Origin of the sequence: Methylobacterium sp. WL119 (assembly GCF_008039875.1) — a bacterium.
Lineage (GTDB): Bacteria > Pseudomonadota > Alphaproteobacteria > Rhizobiales > Beijerinckiaceae > Methylobacterium.
Genome location: NZ_VRUU01000038.1, coordinates 1 through 20,051 on the forward strand (window position 1 = coordinate 1; position 20,051 = coordinate 20,051).

Annotated in this window: 22 protein-coding genes and 1 pseudogene; 17 read left to right on the plus strand and 6 right to left on the minus strand. The window is 63.2% G+C overall.

The window, feature by feature from the left end; genetic code table 11:
* The 3 genes and pseudogenes from FV227_RS14840 to FV227_RS29870 form a co-directional block, all read left to right on the plus strand.
* A partial coding sequence (locus FV227_RS14840; protein WP_147728214.1) for a transposase occupies positions 1-190 on the plus strand: 190 nt, incomplete at its 5' end.
* 148 nt (positions 191-338) lie between these two features.
* Positions 339-2,297: an AI-2E family transporter gene (locus FV227_RS14845; protein WP_147726040.1), complete on the plus strand. Its 1,959-nt coding sequence runs from the start codon at positions 339-341 to the stop codon at positions 2,295-2,297.
* A gap of 37 nt (positions 2,298-2,334) precedes the next feature.
* Positions 2,335-2,464 (plus strand): annotated as a pseudogene (locus tag FV227_RS29870) (SOS response-associated peptidase); the annotation flags it as partial.
* On the opposite strand, the gene FV227_RS14850 reads toward FV227_RS29870, so the two are convergent.
* Entirely contained in the window at positions 2,404-4,671 is a 2,268-nt protein-coding gene (locus FV227_RS14850; protein ID WP_147859329.1) for an ATP-dependent RecD-like DNA helicase, read from the minus strand. The pseudogene FV227_RS29870 and the gene FV227_RS14850 sit on opposite strands and share 61 nt — an antisense overlap.
* Before the next feature lie 21 nt (positions 4,672-4,692).
* Positions 4,693-5,592 (minus strand): LysR family transcriptional regulator, encoded by a 900-nt coding sequence (locus FV227_RS14855; protein ID WP_147859330.1) that lies wholly within the window; start codon positions 5,590-5,592, stop codon positions 4,693-4,695.
* 98 nt (positions 5,593-5,690) lie between these two features.
* Here FV227_RS14855 and FV227_RS14860 point away from each other — a divergent pair, with 98 nt between their 5' ends.
* From FV227_RS14860 to FV227_RS14880, 5 genes are read left to right on the plus strand one after another with little or no spacing between them, the layout of a single operon-like run.
* Positions 5,691-6,458, plus strand: a complete 768-nt coding sequence (locus FV227_RS14860; RefSeq protein WP_281406241.1) for an amino acid ABC transporter ATP-binding protein — start codon at positions 5,691-5,693, stop codon at positions 6,456-6,458.
* 20 nt (positions 6,459-6,478) lie between these two features.
* On the plus strand, positions 6,479-7,276 hold the full coding sequence (locus FV227_RS14865; RefSeq protein WP_147726043.1) for an ABC transporter substrate-binding protein: 798 nt from the start codon (positions 6,479-6,481) through the stop codon (positions 7,274-7,276).
* Positions 7,276-7,941, plus strand: a complete 666-nt coding sequence (locus tag FV227_RS14870) for an amino acid ABC transporter permease (RefSeq protein ID WP_147726053.1) — start codon at positions 7,276-7,278, stop codon at positions 7,939-7,941. The genes FV227_RS14865 and FV227_RS14870 overlap by 1 nt, the downstream gene beginning before the upstream one ends.
* Complete coding sequence (locus FV227_RS14875; protein WP_246686613.1) at positions 7,928-9,211, plus strand: M20/M25/M40 family metallo-hydrolase; 1,284 nt, start codon at positions 7,928-7,930, stop codon at positions 9,209-9,211. Before FV227_RS14870 ends, FV227_RS14875 begins: the two co-directional genes overlap by 14 nt.
* On the plus strand, positions 9,208-10,137 hold the full coding sequence (locus FV227_RS14880; protein WP_147859331.1) for an arginase family protein: 930 nt from the start codon (positions 9,208-9,210) through the stop codon (positions 10,135-10,137). Before FV227_RS14875 ends, FV227_RS14880 begins: the two co-directional genes overlap by 4 nt.
* Before the next feature lie 141 nt (positions 10,138-10,278).
* Here the strand turns inward: FV227_RS14880 and FV227_RS14885 are convergent, their stop codons facing one another.
* On the minus strand, positions 10,279-10,974 hold the full coding sequence (locus FV227_RS14885; RefSeq protein ID WP_147726045.1) for a thermonuclease family protein: 696 nt from the start codon (positions 10,972-10,974) through the stop codon (positions 10,279-10,281).
* 577 nt (positions 10,975-11,551) lie between these two features.
* Between FV227_RS14885 and FV227_RS14895 the strand changes: the two genes are divergently transcribed.
* The gene (locus FV227_RS14895; protein WP_147726046.1) at positions 11,552-12,109 is read left to right on the plus strand and encodes a hypothetical protein; all 558 of its coding nucleotides are present in this window, start codon (positions 11,552-11,554) and stop codon (positions 12,107-12,109) included.
* Positions 12,110-12,431: 322 nt separating this feature from the next.
* Here FV227_RS14895 and FV227_RS14900 read toward each other — a convergent pair whose 3' ends face one another.
* The gene (locus tag FV227_RS14900) at positions 12,432-13,586 is read right to left on the minus strand and encodes a hypothetical protein (protein WP_147859333.1); all 1,155 of its coding nucleotides are present in this window, start codon (positions 13,584-13,586) and stop codon (positions 12,432-12,434) included.
* Between the two features lie 109 nt (positions 13,587-13,695).
* On the opposite strand from FV227_RS14900, the gene FV227_RS14905 reads away from it, so the two are divergent.
* Positions 13,696-13,986 carry a hypothetical protein gene (locus FV227_RS14905; RefSeq protein ID WP_147726048.1) on the plus strand — a complete coding sequence of 97 codons (291 nt, stop codon included), beginning with the start codon at positions 13,696-13,698 and terminating at the stop codon, positions 13,984-13,986.
* A gap of 35 nt (positions 13,987-14,021) precedes the next feature.
* On the opposite strand, the gene FV227_RS14910 is transcribed toward FV227_RS14905, so the two are convergent.
* Both FV227_RS14910 and FV227_RS14915 read right to left on the minus strand, forming a co-directional pair.
* Entirely contained in the window at positions 14,022-14,231 is a 210-nt protein-coding gene (locus FV227_RS14910; protein WP_147726049.1) for a hypothetical protein, read from the minus strand.
* A 117-nt stretch (positions 14,232-14,348) separates the two neighbouring features.
* The gene (locus FV227_RS14915) at positions 14,349-14,819 is read right to left on the minus strand and encodes a hypothetical protein (RefSeq protein ID WP_147859334.1); all 471 of its coding nucleotides are present in this window, start codon (positions 14,817-14,819) and stop codon (positions 14,349-14,351) included.
* Between the two features lie 353 nt (positions 14,820-15,172).
* On the opposite strand from FV227_RS14915, the gene FV227_RS14920 reads away from it, so the two are divergent.
* The 7 genes from FV227_RS14920 to FV227_RS14950 all read left to right on the plus strand — a co-directional run bounded on the left by FV227_RS14920 (position 15,173) and on the right by FV227_RS14950 (position 19,775).
* A complete protein-coding gene (locus tag FV227_RS14920) occupies positions 15,173-15,469 on the plus strand; it encodes a hypothetical protein (RefSeq protein WP_147862982.1) in 297 nt (98 codons plus the stop codon).
* Entirely contained in the window at positions 15,466-15,666 is a 201-nt protein-coding gene (locus FV227_RS14925; RefSeq protein ID WP_147859336.1) for a hypothetical protein, read from the plus strand. Before FV227_RS14920 ends, FV227_RS14925 begins: the two co-directional genes overlap by 4 nt.
* A gap of 2 nt (positions 15,667-15,668) precedes the next feature.
* On the plus strand, positions 15,669-16,031 hold the full coding sequence (locus tag FV227_RS14930; protein ID WP_147859337.1) for a hypothetical protein: 363 nt from the start codon (positions 15,669-15,671) through the stop codon (positions 16,029-16,031).
* The gene (locus tag FV227_RS14935; protein WP_147859338.1) at positions 16,028-16,546 is read left to right on the plus strand and encodes a hypothetical protein; all 519 of its coding nucleotides are present in this window, start codon (positions 16,028-16,030) and stop codon (positions 16,544-16,546) included. Before FV227_RS14930 ends, FV227_RS14935 begins: the two co-directional genes overlap by 4 nt.
* 190 nt (positions 16,547-16,736) lie before the next feature.
* Positions 16,737-16,961: a hypothetical protein gene (locus tag FV227_RS14940; RefSeq protein ID WP_147859339.1), complete on the plus strand. Its 225-nt coding sequence runs from the start codon at positions 16,737-16,739 to the stop codon at positions 16,959-16,961.
* Between the two features lie 343 nt (positions 16,962-17,304).
* Positions 17,305-17,553 carry a hypothetical protein gene (locus tag FV227_RS14945; protein WP_147859340.1) on the plus strand — a complete coding sequence of 83 codons (249 nt, stop codon included), beginning with the start codon at positions 17,305-17,307 and terminating at the stop codon, positions 17,551-17,553.
* Between the two features lie 269 nt (positions 17,554-17,822).
* Positions 17,823-19,775, plus strand: a complete 1,953-nt coding sequence (locus tag FV227_RS14950) for an HAD-IIIC family phosphatase (protein ID WP_187274818.1) — start codon at positions 17,823-17,825, stop codon at positions 19,773-19,775.
* Positions 19,776-20,051: the final 276 nt, after the last annotated feature.

A 20,051-nucleotide genomic window follows, 5' to 3' on the forward strand; every position in this document is an offset into this window, starting at 1 on the left:
CGCTCGGCGCGGGATCGACAGCAGCGAGAAGCTTGGGCGTCACCGTTGGGTAGTCGAGCGCACCCATGCCTGGTTCAACCGTTTCCGACGCCTGCCCGTACGCTACGAGCGTCGCGCCGACATCTACAAGGCCTTCACCAACCTCGCCGCCAGTCTCATCACCCTCAACCAAATCAGGCGGTTCTGTTAGGCGCTCTAAGCCCGATCAACCAACGCCATCATCGCGTGGGCCACCGGGCCTCAAGGCCTGGGGTATAAAGGATACGGGACAAAATCTCGTCACTGGCGTTGACGGCGGTGCGCCCTGCGATCGCGTCGGGCTTCCAGGAAACCGCCGTATGCCGACCAGCGCGACCGAAGCTCCGAAGCCGCCTGCCCAGGTACCGCCGCCCCTTGTCCCGGGTTTGCGCGGGCTCCTGACCCTTGCGGTCGGCGTGGTGCTGGTGGCCGCCCTGTACTTCGGTCGCGAGGTGTTCATCCCCCTGGTGCTGGCGGTGCTTCTCAGCTTCGTCCTGGCCCCGGTAGTCAACCTCCTTCGTCGGATCAAGCTTGGACGCGTGCCTTCCGTTATCGTCGCGGTGCTGCTGGCACTCGGCGTCATCGGTGGCATCGGCGCGGTCATCGGAACCCAGGTCGCGGGGCTTGCCGGCAACCTGCCGCAATACCAGGCCACCGTGCAAAAGAAGTTCGCTGGGCTTCAGCAGGGTTGGCTCGGCGATGCCAACAAGGTCATCGCGAAGTTCAGCCACGAGGTTCACGACGCCACTCAAAAGGCGGATGCCGCAGGGACCACGGCCGCGACAGGCCCCGCGGGCGCCACGCCGAAGGCTCAGTTGGTCCGCGTCCAGGAACCTGAGATCTCCCCGTTGGCGCTGGCTGAGAAGGTACTTGGCCCAATCTTCGAGCCCCTGACCACGGTCGGCATCGTGCTCGTCGTGGTGGTGTTCCTGCTGCTCCAGCGCGAGGACCTGCGCAACCGGATGATCCGCCTGTTCGGGTCGAGCGACCTGCACCGCACGACGGTGGCGATGGACGATGCCGCGGGCCGGCTCGGCACCTATTTCCTCGCCCAGCTCGGCATGAACGCCGCTTTCGGCGGCATCGTCGGCGTCGGCCTTTGGATCATCGGCGTACCCAACCCCCTCCTGTGGGGCGTGTTCTCGGCGCTGATGCGGTTCGTGCCTTACATCGGCGCCTTCATCTCAGGAGTTTTCCCGGTCGCCCTGGCAGCCGCGGTGGACCCGGGCTGGTCGATGGTCATCGCGACTGCGGCGCTCTTCCTGATCGCCGAGCCGATCTTCGGGCAGGTGATCGAGCCGCTGCTGTACGGTCACTCGACCGGGCTCTCGCCCTTCGCGGTGATCGTCTCGACCTTGTTCTGGGGCTTCCTCTGGGGTCCCATCGGCTTGATCCTGGCCACCCCGTTCACCGTTTGCCTCGTTGTGCTCGGCCGTCACGTCGACAGCTTGGAGTTCTTCGACGTTTTGCTCGGTGACCGGCCGCCACTCACCCCGGTGGAGAACTTCTACCAACGCATGCTCGCCGGTGACCCGGACGAGGTACGGGAGGTGGCCGAAGGCATGCTGAAGGATCGCTCGCTGTCCTCGTACTACGATGAGGTGGCGCTGAAGGGCCTGCAGCTCGCCGCCAACGACTTCGCGCGTGGGGTCGTTACCCCCGGCCAACTGGAAAACATCCGCGCTTCCGCCCGTTCGCTAGTCGAGGATTTCGAAGGCCACGACGACGTTGAGCCGGCCGTCGATGCCAAGGCGGTCAATCCGTCCGACACCCCGACGCTGGCCGAGAGGACGCACACGAAGACCGAGGCGGTGCCGGCCCAGGCCCCGCCGCGGGATGCACTCCCAGAGGCGTGGCGCGGCGAGGCGCCGGTGTTGTGCCTTGCCGGACGCGGCCCGCTCGATGAGGCCTCCTCGGCGATGTTGGCGCAGCTACTGCGCAAGCACGGGCTCGGCGCGCGCGTGACGCCCTATCAATCCGCCTCGCGCGAGGGCATCCGCGAGCTCGAACTCTCCGGCGTAGCGATGATCTGCATCTCCTACCTCGACATCACCGGGAACCCATCGCACCTGCGCTACCTGCTGGAGCGGCTGAAACGACGGGCGCCCGGCGTACCCGTGCTAGTCGGCCTGTGGCCCGTCGGAGAAGAGGTTCTCACCAATGCTGCGCTCGGCCGGCAGGTTGGGGCGGATGCCTATGTTTCTTCGCTGCGCGACGGTGTGGATGCTTGCTTGAGTGCTGCCGATAAGGCGGTCGTCGATAGAAGCGCGGCCGCCTGACCTGTTCGAACCGCGCTTGCTGCTGAGCGTCGTAGGGCTTCTGCTGACCACGCCGGAGGAGTGGCGCACGTGGCTTGAAGGCGCCGGCGGAGGGGGCATTGCAGCTTCAGCGGCCGCTGCCAGACGCCGGTATAATGGAGGTTGCTCGTGGATCGCGTAGCGATGGCACCTGATTTGGCCCAGCCAACCATTCCCGTAGCTTCGTCCAGCGTCGCTTCGCACTGCCACCTCGAACTGCCATGCCGATCGCCTTGCGCTGACCGATCAGCACGACGAGCTGCTTGCCGCGGGTGACGCCGGTGTAGAGGAGGTTCCTGGCCAGCATGTTGAAGTGCTGTGTCACGATTGGGATCACCACGGCAGGATACTCCGAGCCCTGGCTCTTGTGGATCGTCGTAGCGAAGGCCGGCACCAGCGTGTCGAGCTCGCCGTAGGGGTAGATCACCTCACGCCCATCGAAGGTGACGACGACGGCGCCCTCCTCCTCGTCGATGCGGGCCACCATGCCGAGATCGCCGTTGAACACGTCGCGGTCGTAATCGTTCTGTGTCTCCATGACCCGGTCGCCGGGAGCGAAGCGCCAGCCGAAGCGCTCGATCTGTTGGGCTGGGTTCGGATTCAGCACGCGCTGGAGCTCGTGGTTGAGGTTGCGCGAGCCGAGCGAGCCACGCAGCATCGGCGTCAGGACCTGCACGTCCCGGATCGGATCGAGCCCGAACGAGCGTGGGATGCGCTTGGTCACGACCTCGATCAGCTTGGCGACACCGACGTCGGGGTCGTCGATCTCGATCAGGTAGAAGTCGGCCTTCTCGCCCGGCTGTGGCCGCTCCGGCATCTGGCCCTGGTTGATGCGGTGGGCGTTGACGATGATCCGGCTCTCGGCTGCCTGGCGGAACACCTCGGTCAGTCGTGCCACGGGCACGCGGTCCGAGGCGATGACGTCGGCCAGCACCTGGCCTGGGCCGACCGAGGGGAGCTGATCGACGTCGCCGACGAGAAGAAGCCCTGCAGGCTCCGGCACGGCCTTCAGGAGGGCGTTCATCAGCGGCACGTCGATCATCGAGCACTCGTCGAGCACGAGCAGGTCGCAGTCCAGCGGGTTCTCCTCGTTGCGCGAGAAGCCGCCGCGCTTCGGGTCGATCTCCAGCAGGCGGTGAATGGTCCTGGCCTCGAGCCGGGTCTGCTCGGTCATCCGCTTGGCGGCGCGACCTGTCGGTGCGGCGAGCAGCACCTTCACGCCCTTGGCCGTGAGGATACGCAGGAGCGAGTCGAGGGTGCTGGTCTTGCCGACACCTGGCCCGCCGGTGATGACGCAGAGCTTCGAGACCAGCATCAGACGGATGGCCTCTTCCTGAGAAGGCGAGAGCGTCTTGCCCGTCTTCGCCTCGACCCAGGGGCGAGCCTTGTCGAGGTCGATGCTGGGCCACGGGGGTGAGCCGCGAGCCCGGGTGACGAGCCGCTCGGCGATCGCTCGTTCAGCGGCATGTAGGCCTTTCAAGAACACGCAGGGCTCGTTGTCGACCGTGTCGGCGACGACCTCCTCGCCACGCGCGAGCTCGTCGGCGACAGCAGTGCGGACGAGAGCAACGTCGACCTCAAGGAGCTTCTGAGCGAGCACGATCAGCCGTTCGATCGGCAAGCCACAATGCCCCTCGTCCATGGCAGTCTGCAGCGCGAACGACACACCGGCCCGGAGCCGCTGGGGCGCCTCCTTGGTCAGCCCGAGACGCATCGCGATCGCGTCCGCGGTCCGGAAGCCGATGCCGCGGATGTCACGGGCGAGGCGGTAGGGATCCTCGGTCATCACGGCGATCGACTCGTAGCCATAGGTCTTGAAGATCCGCACCGCGCGCGCAGTGCCGACGCCGTGCGCGTGCAGGAAGATCATGATCTCCCGCACGGCCTTCTGCTCGGCCCAGCCTGAGACGATGCGAGCCGCCCGCGTCGGGCCGATACCGGAGACCTCCTTCAGGCGCTCGGGATCGGCTTCGATGACCTCGAAGGTGGCTTCTCCGAACAGCGCCACGATGCGCTTGGCCATGGCGGGTCCGATGCCGCGCATGTAGCCAGACGCGAGGTAGCGCTCGATGCCCTCGACCCCGGTCGGTGGTGTGGCCTTGAGCGTATCGGCTTTGAACTGGAGCCCGTGCTGCCGGTCTGTGAACCAGATCCCGGTTGCCGTGATCCACTCACCGGCGGCAATCGCAGGTGCATGGCCGATCACCGGTACCAGGTCGCGCTTTCCCCGCGCTTGGACCTTGAGCACGCAAAAGCCGGTCTCGGCGTTGTGGAAGGTGACGCGCTCGATCGTGCCTGCGAGCGTCTCGAGAGGTGCGCCGTGGTTGAACGACTTCTGCGGCGCGCCTCTGTTCACGTCGGATGCTCTATCACTTGGTTACGAAGTCACAAGGTAGGGCCTAACGAATTCGTCTAAGGTCTCAATGAAGCGCTCTGCAAGATGCGACGTGCCTCCCCGTGAAGGCCGCAAAACACCGACTTCGTAAGGAATAGTTGGGATGAAGGGCCTAACGACGAGATCAGATCGACCGAGAGTCGCTTGAGCCGCACTGATCGGATCAGAGATGCAAACTCCTACCCCGTGTAGGACGAGATTTAGAGCCGTTGCGTAGAATTCGCACTCGGCGACAATATTTGCGCGGGTTCCCGCTGCCTCAAAGGCGCGGGCGATTGGTATCGTCGTGCCGTGGTCCGGCAGCAACCCAATTAATGGATGATCGTCTAGGAGGGCCGGGGTGAGCTGCGCCTCATTAGCGAGCACATGGTCGATGCGTAGCACCGCCACGCAGTCGAACCGGTAGCGATGCACGATGGCGTCGGTCCGATCGAACGGCGCCTCGGCGATGCCGAGATCGAAGGCACGCGTCGCAACAAGATCACGCACCTCGCGTGAACTGCGAGTCAGGAAACGGACTGTGACCTGGGGACGCGACGCCCGAAAAGCCGCAAGTATCTGCGGGAGCCACGCGATGCCTGGTCCCGGATTGGACGCGATGGTCAGGTGTCCGCGGGTCGCCGCCTGGATGCCGGCAGCCGCCTCGTCGAGCCGCGCCAGGCTAGCCAACGCTCGCAGCGCCTCCTGATGAAGCAACAGCGCCTCCGCCGTCGGCACGATTTGGCGCCCTTCCCGGGCGAACAGTTGGAAACCGGCGTGACGTTCGAGATGAGCGAGTGCCGCCGAGACGGCAGGCTGGGTTACCCCGAGCGAGCGGGCTGCCGCCGTCATCGAGCCGCTCTCGACAACCGCAGCGAAGATCTGAATTTGCCTGATATCCATAAGCGATGTTTATGGGTCCAAACAGCGGCTATCAAACGAAAAATTCAGTTTGATAACTGATTTGACAAGATTGGCATAAGCATTGCTAATCCTGAGTTATGGATAGCAGGGCCCCACCAAAGATTCTCGCCGCTGAGGCGCTGACGAAGGCTTACGGCAGCACGCCAGTCCTCCGTGAGGTCGACCTCGCCCTACGCGAGGGCGAAGTCGTGTGCGTGATCGGCCCCAGCGGATCGGGCAAGACAACCCTTCTGCGATGCCTGGCTTTGTTGGAGGAGCCTCAGGGCGGCCGCATCGTCATGCGCGACCAGATCGTCGGCGCTCCGCGGCAGAGCGCTGAGGTTCGGAAGGCAGCCTGGGGCGTGCGCGCCGACATCGGGATGGTCTTCCAACAGTTCAATCTGTGGCCGCACATGAGCGTCCTGGCCAACGTGATCGAGGCGCCCATGCGCGCTCGCGGCGTTCCGAAAGACAAAGCGATCGCTCAGGCCGAGCTGCTCCTGGCGAAGGTCGGGTTAGCGGACAAACGTGATGTCTACCCGACGCGTCTCTCGGGCGGACAGCAGCAGCGTGTCGCGATCGCGCGTGCCCTGGCGATGCGGCCGTCGGTGCTGCTGTTCGATGAGCCGACGAGCGCCCTCGATCCCGAGCTTCGCCGGGAGGTCCTCGTCGTCATGCAGGCCCTGGCCGAGGAGGGCATGACGATGATGGTCGTGACCCACGAGATGGGCTTCGCCCGCCGCGTCGCGGACCGGATCGTGTTCATGGACCAGGGTCAGATCGTCGAGGAGGCGCCGTCCGAGCGCTTCTTCGCGGCGCCCGCAAGCGCCCGGGCGCAGCGCTTTCTTTCACAACTCGAAGACTGACTAGAACCGAGGAGAGATCGATGGGACGGTTCAAGACCCTGGCGGCTGCCGGTGCTTTCGCGTTGGCCTTGGCTGGCAGCGCGGCGCAGGCCCAGCAGGCGGAATCCCGACTTTACCAAGTGACGAAGGCGCACAAGCTGCGCGTCTGCGTCTGGCCGCTCTACTACGCGATCACGATGCGCAACCCTCAGACCGGCCAGTTGGAGGGGATCGACGCCGACTTGTCTAAGGAGTTTGCAAAGGATCTCGGCGTCGATCTCGAATACGTCGAGACCTCGTTTGGGACCTTCACTGCCGATCTCCAGGCCAACAAGTGCGAGATTGGTATGTTCGGCGTCGGCGCCACCATGAAGCGCGCGCAGGCGGTCGCCTTCAGTCGGCCCTACCTCGTCACCAACATCTACGCCGTGATCCGGCCGGGCGGGCGGGTCAAGCAGTGGAGCGACATCGACCAGAAGGGCGTCGCGGTCGCGGTGACGCTAGGAAGCTACATCGAGCCGTTCATGCGCGGCTACCTGAAGAACGCCAGCCTGACCGCTGTGACGGCGCCGGCGACGGTGCAGGCAGAGATGATGTCCAATCGTGCCGACGTCATCATGTCGGATTTTCCGACCGCACTGAAGATGAAGAAGGAGTTCGGCACCGAGTTCCTGACGCCGCCCGAGAAGCTTGCCGTCACGCCCTACGCCTACGTGGTGCCGCAGGGCGACCAGATCTGGCTGAACTACGTCAACCTCTTCGTCGAGACGATCAAACTGGACGGGCGGCTCGCCAAAGCCGCCGAGCGCAACGGCCTCGGTCCGATCGTCGCGCCGTGATGGGGGCCTACCAATTCCGTTGGGACGTCATCCCCGCCAACATCGGCTTCCTGATGTCGGGCGTGGGGATGACGCTCCTCATCTCTGCCTTGACCCTCGTCTTCGCGACGTTCGGCGGGCTCGTCATCGCAGCAATGTCCGCGTCGCGTCTATGGCCAGCGCGGGCGGTCGCCTACGCCTTCGGCGAGGTGATCCGCAACACGCCGATCCTCGTCCAGCTCCTCTGGGTCTACTACGTTCTTCCGATGCTGCTCGGCATTCGGCTCGACGCCCTTACCGCCAGCATCATCGGTCTGTCGATCTACTCCTCAGCCTTCATCGCGGAGGTCTTCCGGGCGGGCATCCAGGCTGTGCCGGTCGGCCATCGAGAGGCGGCGCAGGTCCTCGGGCTGTCGCAGGGACAAGCCTTCGTCCGCATCGTCCTCCCTCAGGCGGTGCGTCTGATCCTGCCGCCGCTCGCCGCCAACTTCGTGCAGCTGATCAAATACTCCTCGCTCGCCTCGGTGATCTCGGTCGGCGAGGTGACGCGGCGAGGCATGGAGCTGTCCTCGAGCACCTTCCGACCGCTGGAGATCTTTACCTTCATCGGACTGGTTTATTTCGCGATCTGCTGGCCCCTGACGCAGTCGATCCGCATGTGGGAGCGCCGTCTTGCCTGCCGTTGAAACCTCGTTTGCATCCGACACTCTGCCAGTCGCTGAGATCCGACACCGCCTTGCAGAGACGCGTGCGGACGCCGTCGCTGAACTTGCCCTCCGCCTCGTTCGGGCTGCTTCGCCGAATCCGCCTGGATCGACGCGCGAGGCTGCCGATGTCGCCGCAGCGATCCTCAGAGAGCATGTTCCGGACGCGGAGATTGTGCGCCACGAACCCGCGCCCGGGATCGTCAACCTCGCTGCCCGCATCCATGGCCGAGGGCCGGGCCCCCGCGTGATCTTCAACGGGCACCTCGACACCTACCCAGTCGGCGCACCAGAGGATTGGACCGTGGATCCTTCCGGCGTGCTGGACGGGGACAGGCTCTACGGCCGCGGAGCGTCCGACATGAAGGGCGGCATCGCCGCGGCGATCCTCGCCTTCTCCGCCCTTGCAAAGGTCCGATCGTATTGGTGCGGCGAGCTCGTGCTGACGCTTGCGGGCGACGAGGAGACCATGGGTCCACTCGGGACGCGTTGGCTGATGGACAACCTGCCCTGGGCGACGGGCGATGCCGTCCTCATCGCAGATGCTGGTTCGCCGAGGGTGCTGCGCTTCGGTGAGAAGGGGTTCCTCTGGGTCGAGGTCGTGGCCTCGGGTCGTCCGGCACACGGGGCGCACGTGCATCGGGGCGACAACGCTATCGACCGGCTTCGGCGCGCCCTCGACCGCCTCTCCGGCCTACGCGAACTGCTCGCGAATGCCCCGCTCGCAGTAAGTCAGGCGATCGCGGCGTCGAAGTCGATCTCGGAGCCGCTCGCCGGCGACGGCGAAGCGGAGGTCCTGGGACGCTGCACCGTGAACATCGGGCTGATCCAGGGTGGCACATCGCCGAACCTCGTGCCTGCCCGTGCGAGCGCCGCACTCGACATCCGAATACCGGTCGGTCTCTCCATCGAGGTAGTGGAAGAGGCCCTTGCTCGCGCGCTTGATGAGCCCAGCATCAGCTACCGGGTCCTGCGCCGGTTCGCCCCGAACCACACGGATCCCTCTCATCCCGTAGTCACGACGTGCACGGCTGCCGCGCATGCCGTCACCGGCGCACCGGTCGCCGTGAACATGCGCGTCGGGGGATCCGACGCTCGCTGGTTCCGGATGGCCGGGCTGCCGACCGTTGTCTACGGACCCACGCCCCACGGAATGGGAAGCCCTGACGAGTTCGTGCTCATCAGCGATCTCGACCAGGTCGTACGAGTGCATGCGCTGACCGCCTTCGATCTGCTTCAGGACGCGTCGTGACCGAACCCCTCTTCCACCAACCCGTGACCTTCATGGGGCTGCCGGCCGGACGTCCAGGCCCGGGCTGCCGTGCCGCGATCCTAGGCGCACCGTTCGACTGCGGCACGCATCCCTTCCGCGTCGGCGCTCGCCAGGGGCCGACGCACGTGCGGCAGCAATCCGGCCTGATCCGCCGGTATCACCCGGCCCTGGCCGATGCGGACGTGCTCACACTGCTCGGTGCCGTCGATTGCGGAGATGCGATCCTGACGCCGGGCCGCATCAAGGACGCACTCCCCCGCATCGAGGCCGCGGCGACGTCGATCCTCGAGACCGGGGCCGTTCCGATCGGCATCGGTGGCGACGGCTCCGTATCGCTTGCGCTGATGCGGGCCGCGGCTCGACAGCATCCCGGCCTCGTCGCGCTGCACATCGACAGCCATACCGACGCTTACCCCTACGTTCCGGAAGATCGCTACAACGCCGCAACCCAGTTCACGAACGCGGCCGAAGAAGGTCTCGTCGACGCCGCACTCTCCTGGCATGTCGGCATCCGTGGGTTCACCTATCGTGACGGCGTCCTCGACCATGCCAACCATCTTGGCTTCCGCGTGGTCACCACCGAGACGCTGCTGCGACGCGGCTTCGAACAGACCATCGCGGAGTTCCGCCACGCCGTCGCTGGACGTCCCGTCTATCTGTGCTGGGACATGGACGTGTTCGACCCGTCGGTCGCACCAGGCGTGTGCACCCCAAGTTGGGGTGGCCTTAGTGCTCGGGAAGGTATCGAGCTCCTTCGCAGTCTTACCGACCTGAACATCGTCGCGGTCGACTTCAACACCGTTAGCCCGCCCCATGACGTAAACGACATGGCCGCGCATCTGTGCGCTCACATGATCATGGAGACGATGGTGCTGTTAGCCCGTCAATTCGGGCTACTCACCTGACCCGAGATGGCGGGCCGCCTCGCACCGAAATCATATGCGCAATGCCATTCGCAATCGTGGTGGTCGCATCCAGATCGAACCGAGTTAGCGTCACCGCTGGTTCATGGTCGACAGCCGAACGCTGCCTCCTCTAGATCCATCTCAGCCCCGCGGCGCCCGCCACCCGGCTGCTTTCGCCTCGTCCTCGGTGCAGAACATGCGCTCGCCGGCCTTCTCGTCGATCACGGTGCGCGTGTAGGCGCTCGTCCCTGGCAGGTGGTAGATCCGATCGCCCCTGGCCGAGATGTTGCCCTTGATCGTGCACGTCATGGAGGCATTCGATCCGGCTGGTGTTGGCTCGTCAGCTGCTCGCGCCGCCACTCCACCTCGACGCGCTCGACGCCACCCGGATGGGTCCTCGAACGTGCCGGCCCAAATCCCTCGCTTGGCCGCACGCGCCTGTGCTTCCTGTCCAGCATAGTCGGTCGAGTAGCGCCGGAAGGCGATGGCATGGCCTTGCGCCACCATCCAGGCGTTCAGGTCCTCAGGGCCCTTCCTGCAGATGGCAACGGTGCGACCATAACGGTCGGTGTCCCGAGACTCACATGAGATTGGCGCCTCGCCGATCCGGTCCGACAGCGCGAGGGCAGCAACCTGTCCGCAGCGGTACTCCTTGCCGGCGGCGTCCTCGCATACCTGGGCGCTCTCCGGCGCGTCGATGCCGAAGAGGCGAATGCGGATGCCGTGGATCACCACCGTGTCGCCATCGGTGACGCTGGCCCGGCCGATGATCGGCTCGGCAGCGAATGCGCCCCCACCCTGCAACATGATGATGGCGGTGAGCAGGGCGTGACGCATGCGAATGACCCTACGCGTTGCCGACGACCTGTCGAGTAGCGTCCATTCGGACACCAGCGCTGCACCTTCCACGGTAAACGTCACCAACAATGGTGAGCCGGTCACCGCTGCTGAGGTGCGGTAGCATCCCGACGGCTCGCTCGACATCATCCTCAACCAGATGGAGGCGCGGTCTGCCGGCCAAATCGCAGAAGCTCGGGGACCGCTTCCTGACACTATCGGGCCGGCGGCCGGCGCCTGAGGGGCTGAGGCCGCTCGCCGGCCCCATAGCGGGAGGGGAAGTCCGGATCGCTGGGACGAAGGGCCGGCCCCGGCGAAAGCCGATCAGATGCGATAGCCTCTTGCTGATGGCTACTTCTTTCTATCGCCACCTAATGGCTTCGGTGCAGGTTTCTCTGGTGATTTGGACGGGGGTTTCTGCTCGGGTTGCGGCAGGCGTCGCTTCGGATGATCGTCGCTTTTGATCACGTGATCCTGCGCGGGCGCCCGCTTGGTCTCGTCGATGCGATGTGTATCAGCTCCAGGGCTTTTCGTGCCCGTCGGGCGTTTCTCAGGATGAGCATCCAGGCCAGCAGTCATGTCTGAGATCACCGATACGTTCGCGACGGCCGAAGATGGCACGCTCGATCTGATCAAGCGAGAGGCCGACGCCTATCTCGGTGCACAGTTGACGGTGGCGCTGGCTGGTAATCAGCGAGCAATGACCTTCTTTGGGTTCCTGGCGACGGCCGCCTCGGTGATCGCAACGGCGAGCGTCACCGTCCTAGTGACCAAGCCCGATTTCCTCCCGTTCGGCATCATCGGATTGGCGGTGGTCGCTGGATTGCTGGCTGCCATGGTGCTCGCCAACCTCTCTGCGATGCCCGATGCATTCAGCTATGTGGGCAACACGCCGGCGGGGTGGGTCGCGGACGTGAAGGGGAAGAAGCCCCTCGGGCTATCGAAGGCCGAGGCTCTCGAGGACAGCGCTGAGTGCATTACCGCCAATCGCGCTGTGCTGGAGCGAGCGGCAAAGCTCATCCGATGGGCTATGTGGACAGCCTGGGGCAGCATCAGTCTCGGGGCGCTCGTTTCGCTCGTGACGCTCGGGCAGATCATGGATGCGTCTGCGGTTGTCCCCACCCCACCAGGATAGCAGAGTGAGGACTCTCTCCCCTGACGCCGTCAGGGGTATCCTCGGCCGATGGCCGTGAGGCCGCATCGCCCCAACAAGATATGCATCGAAACTTAGTGGTGAGCGGGAAAAGCTATGCCGTTCAAGCGGTCGCGCCGCTCAACAGGAAAACCTAGGTACTCATGCATGTTAAAGTGGTGATTTTCGAGCCATTCTGGGTCTGCTGCTACTACCAAGCATAGACCCGCGTCAGTGTGCCAGACAAATACAGACCCACGCTGGGCGGGCAGATTCAGATCAGCCGCCAAGCGTTTCGCTGCCACCAATGGTGAAACGTCGGACATCAAAGATTGTGACCCGCAACAATCTGAAGTTCAAGCTTATCCAGGATAGGTCTTAACGGCAGGATAAAACTCAGATTTCTGTCAGGGTCCCCCGCAAAAACCAAGCCGACGGCTCTCCGCACGCCCTGAGCGTCACGGCTCACGACGAGAGAACCAGAGTCTCCTGGCTTTGAAAATGGCGTCGGGAAACTCTGAATGATGAATGTCTCCTCGAAAAAAACGCTCTTCGTGATGCCGTACTCCCGGACATTATAAGCCACCGGAACGGGCGAGGCAGACTGCGCGACGATCTGGCCATGAGTATGGCCCGTGGTCCTGCCGACTTTTTCCATGAGCATGCCTGGCATCGGATCAGCGACCTCGAGCGGGGTATCATAGGCATTCCCCTGCATCGAGGTCACGTTTTCTGGATCCACTATCTCGAAACAGCATGCATCCCAGTTGACGCTGATGTCCACATTCTCCGGGATCCCATCGTTGATAGGCAGCAAGCGCACATGTCTTCCAATCGTGAACGGCGCACGGTGTTCGGCGGTCACGTCGACGGGGCCGGGAGCCAGGATCGGTAGGCCCGGCTGAGCGTGATTGCACGCTCCTGAAACATGGTTGTTGCTTACGCCATGCAGCACGCCATCGGCATCCCGCGTGAGCAGTCCGATCGTTCCAGCGCCCATACAATTCGCTGGAAATACGGAGCTACCACAACAGTACTTTCCATTGTGCTCGAAGTAAGGACGATGCGCCTGTGGCGGCGGAGGATTACCTTTTACCTGAGCAATACCACCATAAATATATTCGACGGCAAAGCCACCAGGCCAATTGCTCGGCATAAATTTTCGTTCTGTTGCCGTAAGTTTGCCTTTGGTAAAAATTACAACTCGCCTGCCGGCTTCATCGAAGCCCACAAGATTGATCGCGCGTTTTCGAAATACGTCCTGGACCCTCTGGGCGTTAAACGTCCCGGGAACATCTGCGACGGCTTCTTCGTCTTCCGTCTCTATCGATTCTTCCATACCTGAAAGAGAGAGTAGATGATTTTCTTTAGCCCACTGAAGAACTGAAAGAGCGGCATTTTTTGTGGGCGTCTCTACCTCATCTTGTTCTGCAACGACATTCGGGGCATCGTCCGCCTCGACAGCGATATCATCGGCCATGAAAAGCTATCGTCCTTCCCTAGAGCACTCGTTCTTGTATCGTCGCTATATCAAATCGGTCATTTGAGGGGCAGACAGAATCCGCAATGTCGGACCGCGATTCAACAGAATGTTGCAGTTAGGGCAGGTCGTCGCTGCCGGCAAAAGCTACATTGCCGGAGGGGCGAACGGACGGGCGAAGCGCCGGCGCACCGACGAGTACGACGCGGCGCAGGAGCGGGGTGAAGTCCAAGGGCACGGCGGCCAGGGTAGGAGGGATGTTCCAGACGGTAACATCCCTGCTGCCACCGTCACCGACCTCGGCCTCACCCGCAAAGCCGTGCACGAGGCGCGGCAGATCCGCGATGCTCAGGTGTCGGATCCCGGCTTAATCCGTCGCACGCCCGACGCATATCAGTAGCAGCAGGATCCGACCGAGCCACGGATCTGGCAGCTTCAATCGGCGTCGGGGAACTGCTCTTTGTGTGATGCGAGATGCGCCTGGCGAGTCTCAAGGCTTCGTCGTGCTTTTCTGATGTGTTGGCCAGCGCGAAGGTTGCCCGGATTGGATCGAGCTAGCGATTGAGCGAGATCGAGAGTTTCTTCGGCCTGGGCAACGTTAGCCTCAAGAATCGCTCTTGCCTCTGCGGCGGTCAATTGTTTCATCTAAATGGCTCCGGTTTAAATAGACACATTAAAAACAAAGATACTTTGTTGAAGCGCAGCTATCACTATTGTAAATTATTTTCTTAGTCTTGGATGTAAAATTAATTTATATGGAATTTAAGGAGTGTTCATGTCAATAAATTCGATCAACACATTCGTATATGCATCAATGTCAGCTTCTGATATTTTGAGCGTAATGCTCTTGCGTGGAAAGCTTGACTTTGTTCCAAGTTTGAAATTGATATCACCATTATTTTCGACTACCATAAGTATTCTCTGCATATCTCCATCGTCGAACGGGAAGGGCTTGCGAGTGTATCCAATTTTTCCTTTATATACTCTGTCGCTATCCGATTTTTGCTCTGCGATCAGATATAGAGGTTTGCCGTGTTGTGACAGAGCGCTATTCACTCTATCAATAGCTTCGGTCAATACTTGCATATTAACGGACCATGACGCCTGTACGGATTGCCGTACTTGCTCTCGCGCAAGGCGATCCGCCTCTTGAGCCTCCTGAACAGCTTTTTTCCGCCGAGCCTCTTCGGCCTGTCGTCCTGCGAGCTGAGCAAGCTTTTCATTCAGGCTCATCGTGTTCCATCCGTGTTGCACGGACCAGCCTACGCTCGGCCGTAACCCGTTGTAAACGTTAGGTTCGTGTTGCAAGCCGCTGCAACACGGATTGAGGTTCCTGCCGCCAAGAAAAAACCCGCCAAGTCATTGACCAGGCGGGCTAAAATGATGGTGAGCGCGTTGGGGTTCGAACCCAAGACCTACAGATTAAAAGAAATTACTTCTTCCAAAAAAAGATAACAAAAACAAAGGCCTCGGTTGCCAAATCGGGAGGCCTCATCTCGCAATTTCGTGTGGGGTTTTGGAGAGGTTTGGCAACCACAGGAAGGCTCACCCCGCAGGAGATTTCATCATCGAGGGCGGAGGGTTTGATGCCCTGGCATGAGCCCGCAGTGCGACGCCTGATGCAGCGGTTCCAACCCAGCATTGAGGCGCGGATCACGGACGCCCTCGGCAAGCTGCTTGCGGCGATCGAGGCCAGCGAGGTCACCATCATGGCGGCAGCAAGCGCGCTCCGCTGGCACGGCGAGAACCTGCACAAGGCCGGCGGCGTCGAGGCGATGCGGTCAGCGCTGGACACGGTCTGCACCGCGAACCCCGACTGGGCAGACGAGCGTCGGGCGACGATCACCGCGGCATGGGCCGCACTCTCGGAGATGAAGCCATGAACGAACAGATCAGGTTGGCCCATAACGCCGGGGTCGCACGCGCGATCAGCCTGGCGAAGCAGAGCGCCGACATCATCGAGGGCGAGGGTGACATGGCCGGGCCGCGCGACCCTGTCAGTGTCGAAGCGTTGCGCACCTTCGCCCGGGAGGCAGCTAACCTCCTCAAGCCCCTGCCTGTGACTGACGAGGAGGCCTAAGCATGGGAGAGATCATCGGCTTCCCGGACCGCCCGAACTCGGCCGGCGCCAGCGCGTACGACCAGGACGTCGTCCACGTCTACGAGGCGATCAAGAGCGCCCTCCCCCGGGAGGTGTTGAACGAGATCCTTGAGACCGACCTGATGCTGGCGGCAGCCCGAGCCATCGCCCGGCTCGACGAGGTCCGGGCAATCCGGCACGTCGCCCAGGAGCGGGCGCAAGCGGCAGCACGGGCGGCATGCGAGGCGGCGGCGGCCGGGGAAGACGCGCCGGCCAATCCGGGCCGCGGGGAATACAAGGCGCTATCCGACCTGTTCGGCGGCCGGCCACCTTCGGACGAATCACCAGGGCCGGTCGTCGCGTGATCACCTCGCGCACGCGATATTGGCCACATGACGCGCATGCGGTATTCTGTTACCGCAATCGCAACTACGACACCGCGCAGCCGATGACCGCTTACAGCTCCACGACCGCCGTCCTGATCGTCGAACGGATCGCCGACGGCGAGTCGCTGAGAGGGATCTGCCAAGGCGAAAGCATGCCGAGCCGTGAGACCGTCCGCCGCTGGGTCCGCGACAACCCCGAGTTCCGCCAGAGCTACACCGAAGCGATGCAAGCCCGGCCCGACGCCTTCCTGGAGCAGATCATCGACATCTCCAACGACGAGACGAAGGATTGGCAGCACCGGCGGCTGCAGATCTCGACCCTGCAGTGGGCCATGGCGAAATGCGCTCCGAAAAAGTACGGCGAGAAGATCACCCACGCCGGCGACCCGGACGCCCCCCTGATCACTGCCGATGCTGTGGACGTCGGCCGCCGCCTCGCCTTCATTCTCACGAAGAGCGCGCTCGAGCAGCAGGAGGCAGCGGAGCGGAGCTGAATGAGCCAGCGGTGGTGTTCTGACGCCGTAGACAGAGCCTAGCTGCTAAGCTCTACTGTGCGTAGAGCCGGCCGAGCCATGCGGTAGCCGCAGGCGGGCGTTCGGCACAGCGGACGACCAGCAATCCCCCCGTGAGGCAGAACAGAACTCGCTGGCGCGGGTTGTGTCTGAGCTAAATCAGGAGGCGCCAATGTTTGGCTGGTTCAAATCATCCGCACAGCGCGTGCTGGATCAGCCTGTCGTTGAGCAGGATCAGGGCGACGCGGCAGCCATGCTAGCCGCGGTCGCACTTCCCTTCCCGACGATGCGGCCACTTACTCCGCCTACTGCGCAAAACGAGGATCTCGAACACCTCATCCACGAGGCTGTGAAGCACGACCTCCGCGAGGCAGGCTACCTCACGCAATCAAGATGAGCCGCACACGCTTCGACCTACTACAGCACGCGCCTCTCGACGCTTGCGCGCCGGCGGCGGTCGCGAACGTCGTCAGGCCGCCCCGCACCGAGAGCAGACGATGACAGGCCGATGCGGGCCAGTTCCCGGCATCGCGCCCGTGACGCCTTAAGTCGGGTGGTCGTGTGAAGGTCGGTGGCGCGGGGAACAGGAACCGTCGCGCCGGCTTATGGCCTGCTCATAGCTTCGGAGAGGTGGCAGTCCTGCTATAGGGGGCAAAACAGGACCGCCGCAGCGGATCGGGGGGGATCAGCCGGCCGCAGATGCAACGTGGATCAGAATGCGCCGGACAGGTTGCTGAAGGATGAGCGAAGACACGGCGGCGGTGATCCAAGCGCTCGCGACCGAGAACGCGGAGCAGCGCGCGGCGCTCGCCGAGGCGCAGGAACTGCTGATTGAAGCGGCTATCGATGCCGGCGAGATGCATACGGAGATCGAGGCGCTACGGGCGCAGGGTGCTGCGCTTCAGGCTGACCGAGCTGCTCAGTGTCTGTTCGGCAACAAATTGTGTGATCTGACCTTTCGGGAAGAGGTCATCAATCAGACATGGTAGCGGTCGCCATCTGCACCCTCGATCGTCCGCTCGGGGGGCGGGGTCGTCGCCAGCACTATGGGATCTCTTCCAACAGCTAGGTCAGGAGGATCGGCGCCAGGAACCTGCGAACATCGTCGCAACCCGTCTTCATTGAACGTAGATAAAAGGTCGTTATGTTTCTGTCGAGATTTATAAAAATTGCGTTTCAAAAGAAAAAAACTCAAATAATTCCTGGATTCGATCCAGATTACTACGTTCGTGCTTATGATGATGTCGCTGAATCCGGTTTGAGCCCGGCCGATCATTACCGCCAGATTGGGCGTGGCGAGCATCGCGACCCGAACGCCCATTTCGACGCCAAGGCCTACCTTACCGCACACCCGGACGTGGCCGCGGCCGGTTTCGATCCGCTGTCGCATTTCATGGTCCACGGCCTCGCGCAGAATTACGAGGGCTGGCGGCGGGCGCCCGACGATGACGCGGCGCCGGCCGGGACCGCCCCGACGGCCGCCGCCTACCGGGTGCCCGACGACCTGACCGCGACGGCGTCGGGCCCCGAGACGATCCTCGTGGTGGGATCCTGCCTCGTCGAGAACCTCGTGGCCGAGTTCGCCCGCACGCGGCCGGTGCAGGGCGACTTTGTCCTCGCCAACTTCGCAAGCCGGCTGCCGCAGGCTCCCCCGCGCGGCCTCGATGGCTACGACCTTCAGATCGTGCAGCTGCCGATGCGCGCAATTCTGCCCGACAACAGCTTCGCCCACCTGCGGTATCACCGACCAGACGAGTATCCCGCCCTGTTCGCGGCGGCAGAGCAGCGCCTCATGATGATGCTTGACGCAGCTATGGCGTGGAACAAGACCTCCGGCCTGACGACCTTCGTGGTGAACTTCCTGCGGCCGCAGCAGAATCCGCTCGGGCGCCTAACGCCCAAGAACGACCTGCGGAACTTCGCCTACTTCATCGATCGTCTCAACGAGCGGCTCGCGGAACTAGTGGCCGGCTACGCCAACAGCTACGTGCTGGACTTCGACGAGATCGCCGCGACGATCGGGCGGATGCACGTCCAGGACGACCACCTCTGGATGCTGAGCCACAACTCGACGCTTAGCGATTACGACCACGCCCACGATCAGCGGCGCCTGCACCCGCCCGAACCGATCAGCCGGCGCTCCGACCTCAAGATCGAAGCCTTCTTCGACGCCGTCCAGGCGGAGGTCGCGGCGATGTACCGGGCGATCCGCCAAGCCGACGCGGTCAAGCTGGTGATCGTCGATCTCGACGACACGCTCTGGCGCGGGGTGGTCGCGGAGGAGGGCGACCTCTCGCCGACGGTCTACGAGGGCTGGCCCCTGGGGATCATCGAGGCCCTGTGCTTCCTCAAGCACCGTGGCATCGTCCTGGCCATCGCCAGCAAGAACGACGAGGCCAAGATCCGCGCGATCTGGGATCCGCTGCTCGGCGGGCGCCTCCAGCTCTCGGATTTCGCCGTGATCCGCATCAACTGGAACCCGAAGGTCGACAACGTCGCCGACATCCTGGAGCAGGTGAACGTCCTGCCCAGCAGCGTCGTGTTCATCGACGACAACCCAGTGGAGCGCGCGGCCGTGTCTGCGGCGTTTCCCGGTCTCCGGACGCTGGGCGCCGACCTCTACGGGATCCGCAGGGCGCTGCTGTGGTCGTCCGAGACGCAGGGCCCTCCGATCACCGACGAATCCGGCCGCCGCACGGAGATGATCCAGGCCCAGGTGGTGCGGGAGCAGTCGCGCAAGGTCCTGTCCCGTGAGGCGTTCCTCGCCACCCTCGCCATCCGAATCGTGCCGGTGACGATTACGGATGCGGAGCACGGGCGCTTCCGCCGCGCCTTCGAGCTGATCAACAAGACCAACCAGTTCAACACCACCGGCCAGCGCTGGACGTTGGAGGGAATGCAGGCGGGCTTCCGGCAGGGATTGCGGCTCCACGCCTTCGAGGTCGCCGACACGTTCACGGATTACGGGCTCGTCGGCGTCGTCGTGCGCGAGGGCGACGCGCTCGTCCAATGCGTGATGAGCTGCCGAGTCATCGGCCTCGACGTTGAAGCGGCGATGCTGGCACATGCGGCGGCTGAGGCCGCAGGCGAAGGGCATGCGCGCCTCTCGGCCGTCTACATTCCGACCGGTCGGAACGACCTCTGCGCCGGCCTCTACCGCGACGCCGGGTTTCGCGAGGCCGGCGACCGCTGGGTTCGCGACCTCTCCTGATGCGATGTTACGTGGGCGTATTGTCCTCATAGCTCGGCTAGAGAGACAATCTACGAGGGTTCTCGTGTGGTCAGACGCGTTGATATTGGTAGGGGCAACAGACACCTACACATCAGCCATTTAGAAGAACATCGCCCGCAACCGCCTACGCCTTTGCTATAACCTCAGGTACGGCCATGGGCAGCCCCATAGAAGACCGCTGACCGGTAGACCTACAATATCTACAGCCTGCTCACAGCTGAAGGTTCCGCGGCGCGCAAAAGGCGTGCGGTAAGT

Bases quoted from the DNA above. Each gene is read 5' to 3' on its own strand.
- FV227_RS14855 (WP_147859330.1), bottom strand. From the start codon at position 5,592: ATGGATATCAGGCAAATTCAGATCTTCGCTGCGGTTGTCGAGAGCGGC.
- FV227_RS14885 (WP_147726045.1), bottom strand. From the start codon at position 10,974: ATGCGTCACGCCCTGCTCACCGCCATCATCATGTTGCAGGGTGGGGGC.
- FV227_RS14860 (WP_281406241.1), top strand. From the start codon at position 5,691: ATGGATAGCAGGGCCCCACCAAAGATTCTCGCCGCTGAGGCGCTGACG.
- FV227_RS14920 (WP_147862982.1), top strand. From the start codon at position 15,173: ATGCCCTGGCATGAGCCCGCAGTGCGACGCCTGATGCAGCGGTTCCAA.
- FV227_RS14940 (WP_147859339.1), top strand. From the start codon at position 16,737: ATGTTTGGCTGGTTCAAATCATCCGCACAGCGCGTGCTGGATCAGCCT.
- FV227_RS14905 (WP_147726048.1), top strand. From the start codon at position 13,696: ATGTTGCAGTTAGGGCAGGTCGTCGCTGCCGGCAAAAGCTACATTGCC.
- FV227_RS14925 (WP_147859336.1), top strand. From the start codon at position 15,466: ATGAACGAACAGATCAGGTTGGCCCATAACGCCGGGGTCGCACGCGCG.
- FV227_RS14865 (WP_147726043.1), top strand. From the start codon at position 6,479: ATGGGACGGTTCAAGACCCTGGCGGCTGCCGGTGCTTTCGCGTTGGCC.
- FV227_RS14870 (WP_147726053.1), top strand. From the start codon at position 7,276: ATGGGGGCCTACCAATTCCGTTGGGACGTCATCCCCGCCAACATCGGC.
- FV227_RS14910 (WP_147726049.1), bottom strand. From the start codon at position 14,231: ATGAAACAATTGACCGCCGCAGAGGCAAGAGCGATTCTTGAGGCTAAC.
- FV227_RS14930 (WP_147859337.1), top strand. From the start codon at position 15,669: ATGGGAGAGATCATCGGCTTCCCGGACCGCCCGAACTCGGCCGGCGCC.
- FV227_RS14845 (WP_147726040.1), top strand. From the start codon at position 339: ATGCCGACCAGCGCGACCGAAGCTCCGAAGCCGCCTGCCCAGGTACCG.
- FV227_RS14945 (WP_147859340.1), top strand. From the start codon at position 17,305: ATGAGCGAAGACACGGCGGCGGTGATCCAAGCGCTCGCGACCGAGAAC.
- FV227_RS14915 (WP_147859334.1), bottom strand. From the start codon at position 14,819: ATGAGCCTGAATGAAAAGCTTGCTCAGCTCGCAGGACGACAGGCCGAA.
- FV227_RS14900 (WP_147859333.1), bottom strand. From the start codon at position 13,586: ATGGCCGATGATATCGCTGTCGAGGCGGACGATGCCCCGAATGTCGTT.
- FV227_RS14895 (WP_147726046.1), top strand. From the start codon at position 11,552: ATGTCTGAGATCACCGATACGTTCGCGACGGCCGAAGATGGCACGCTC.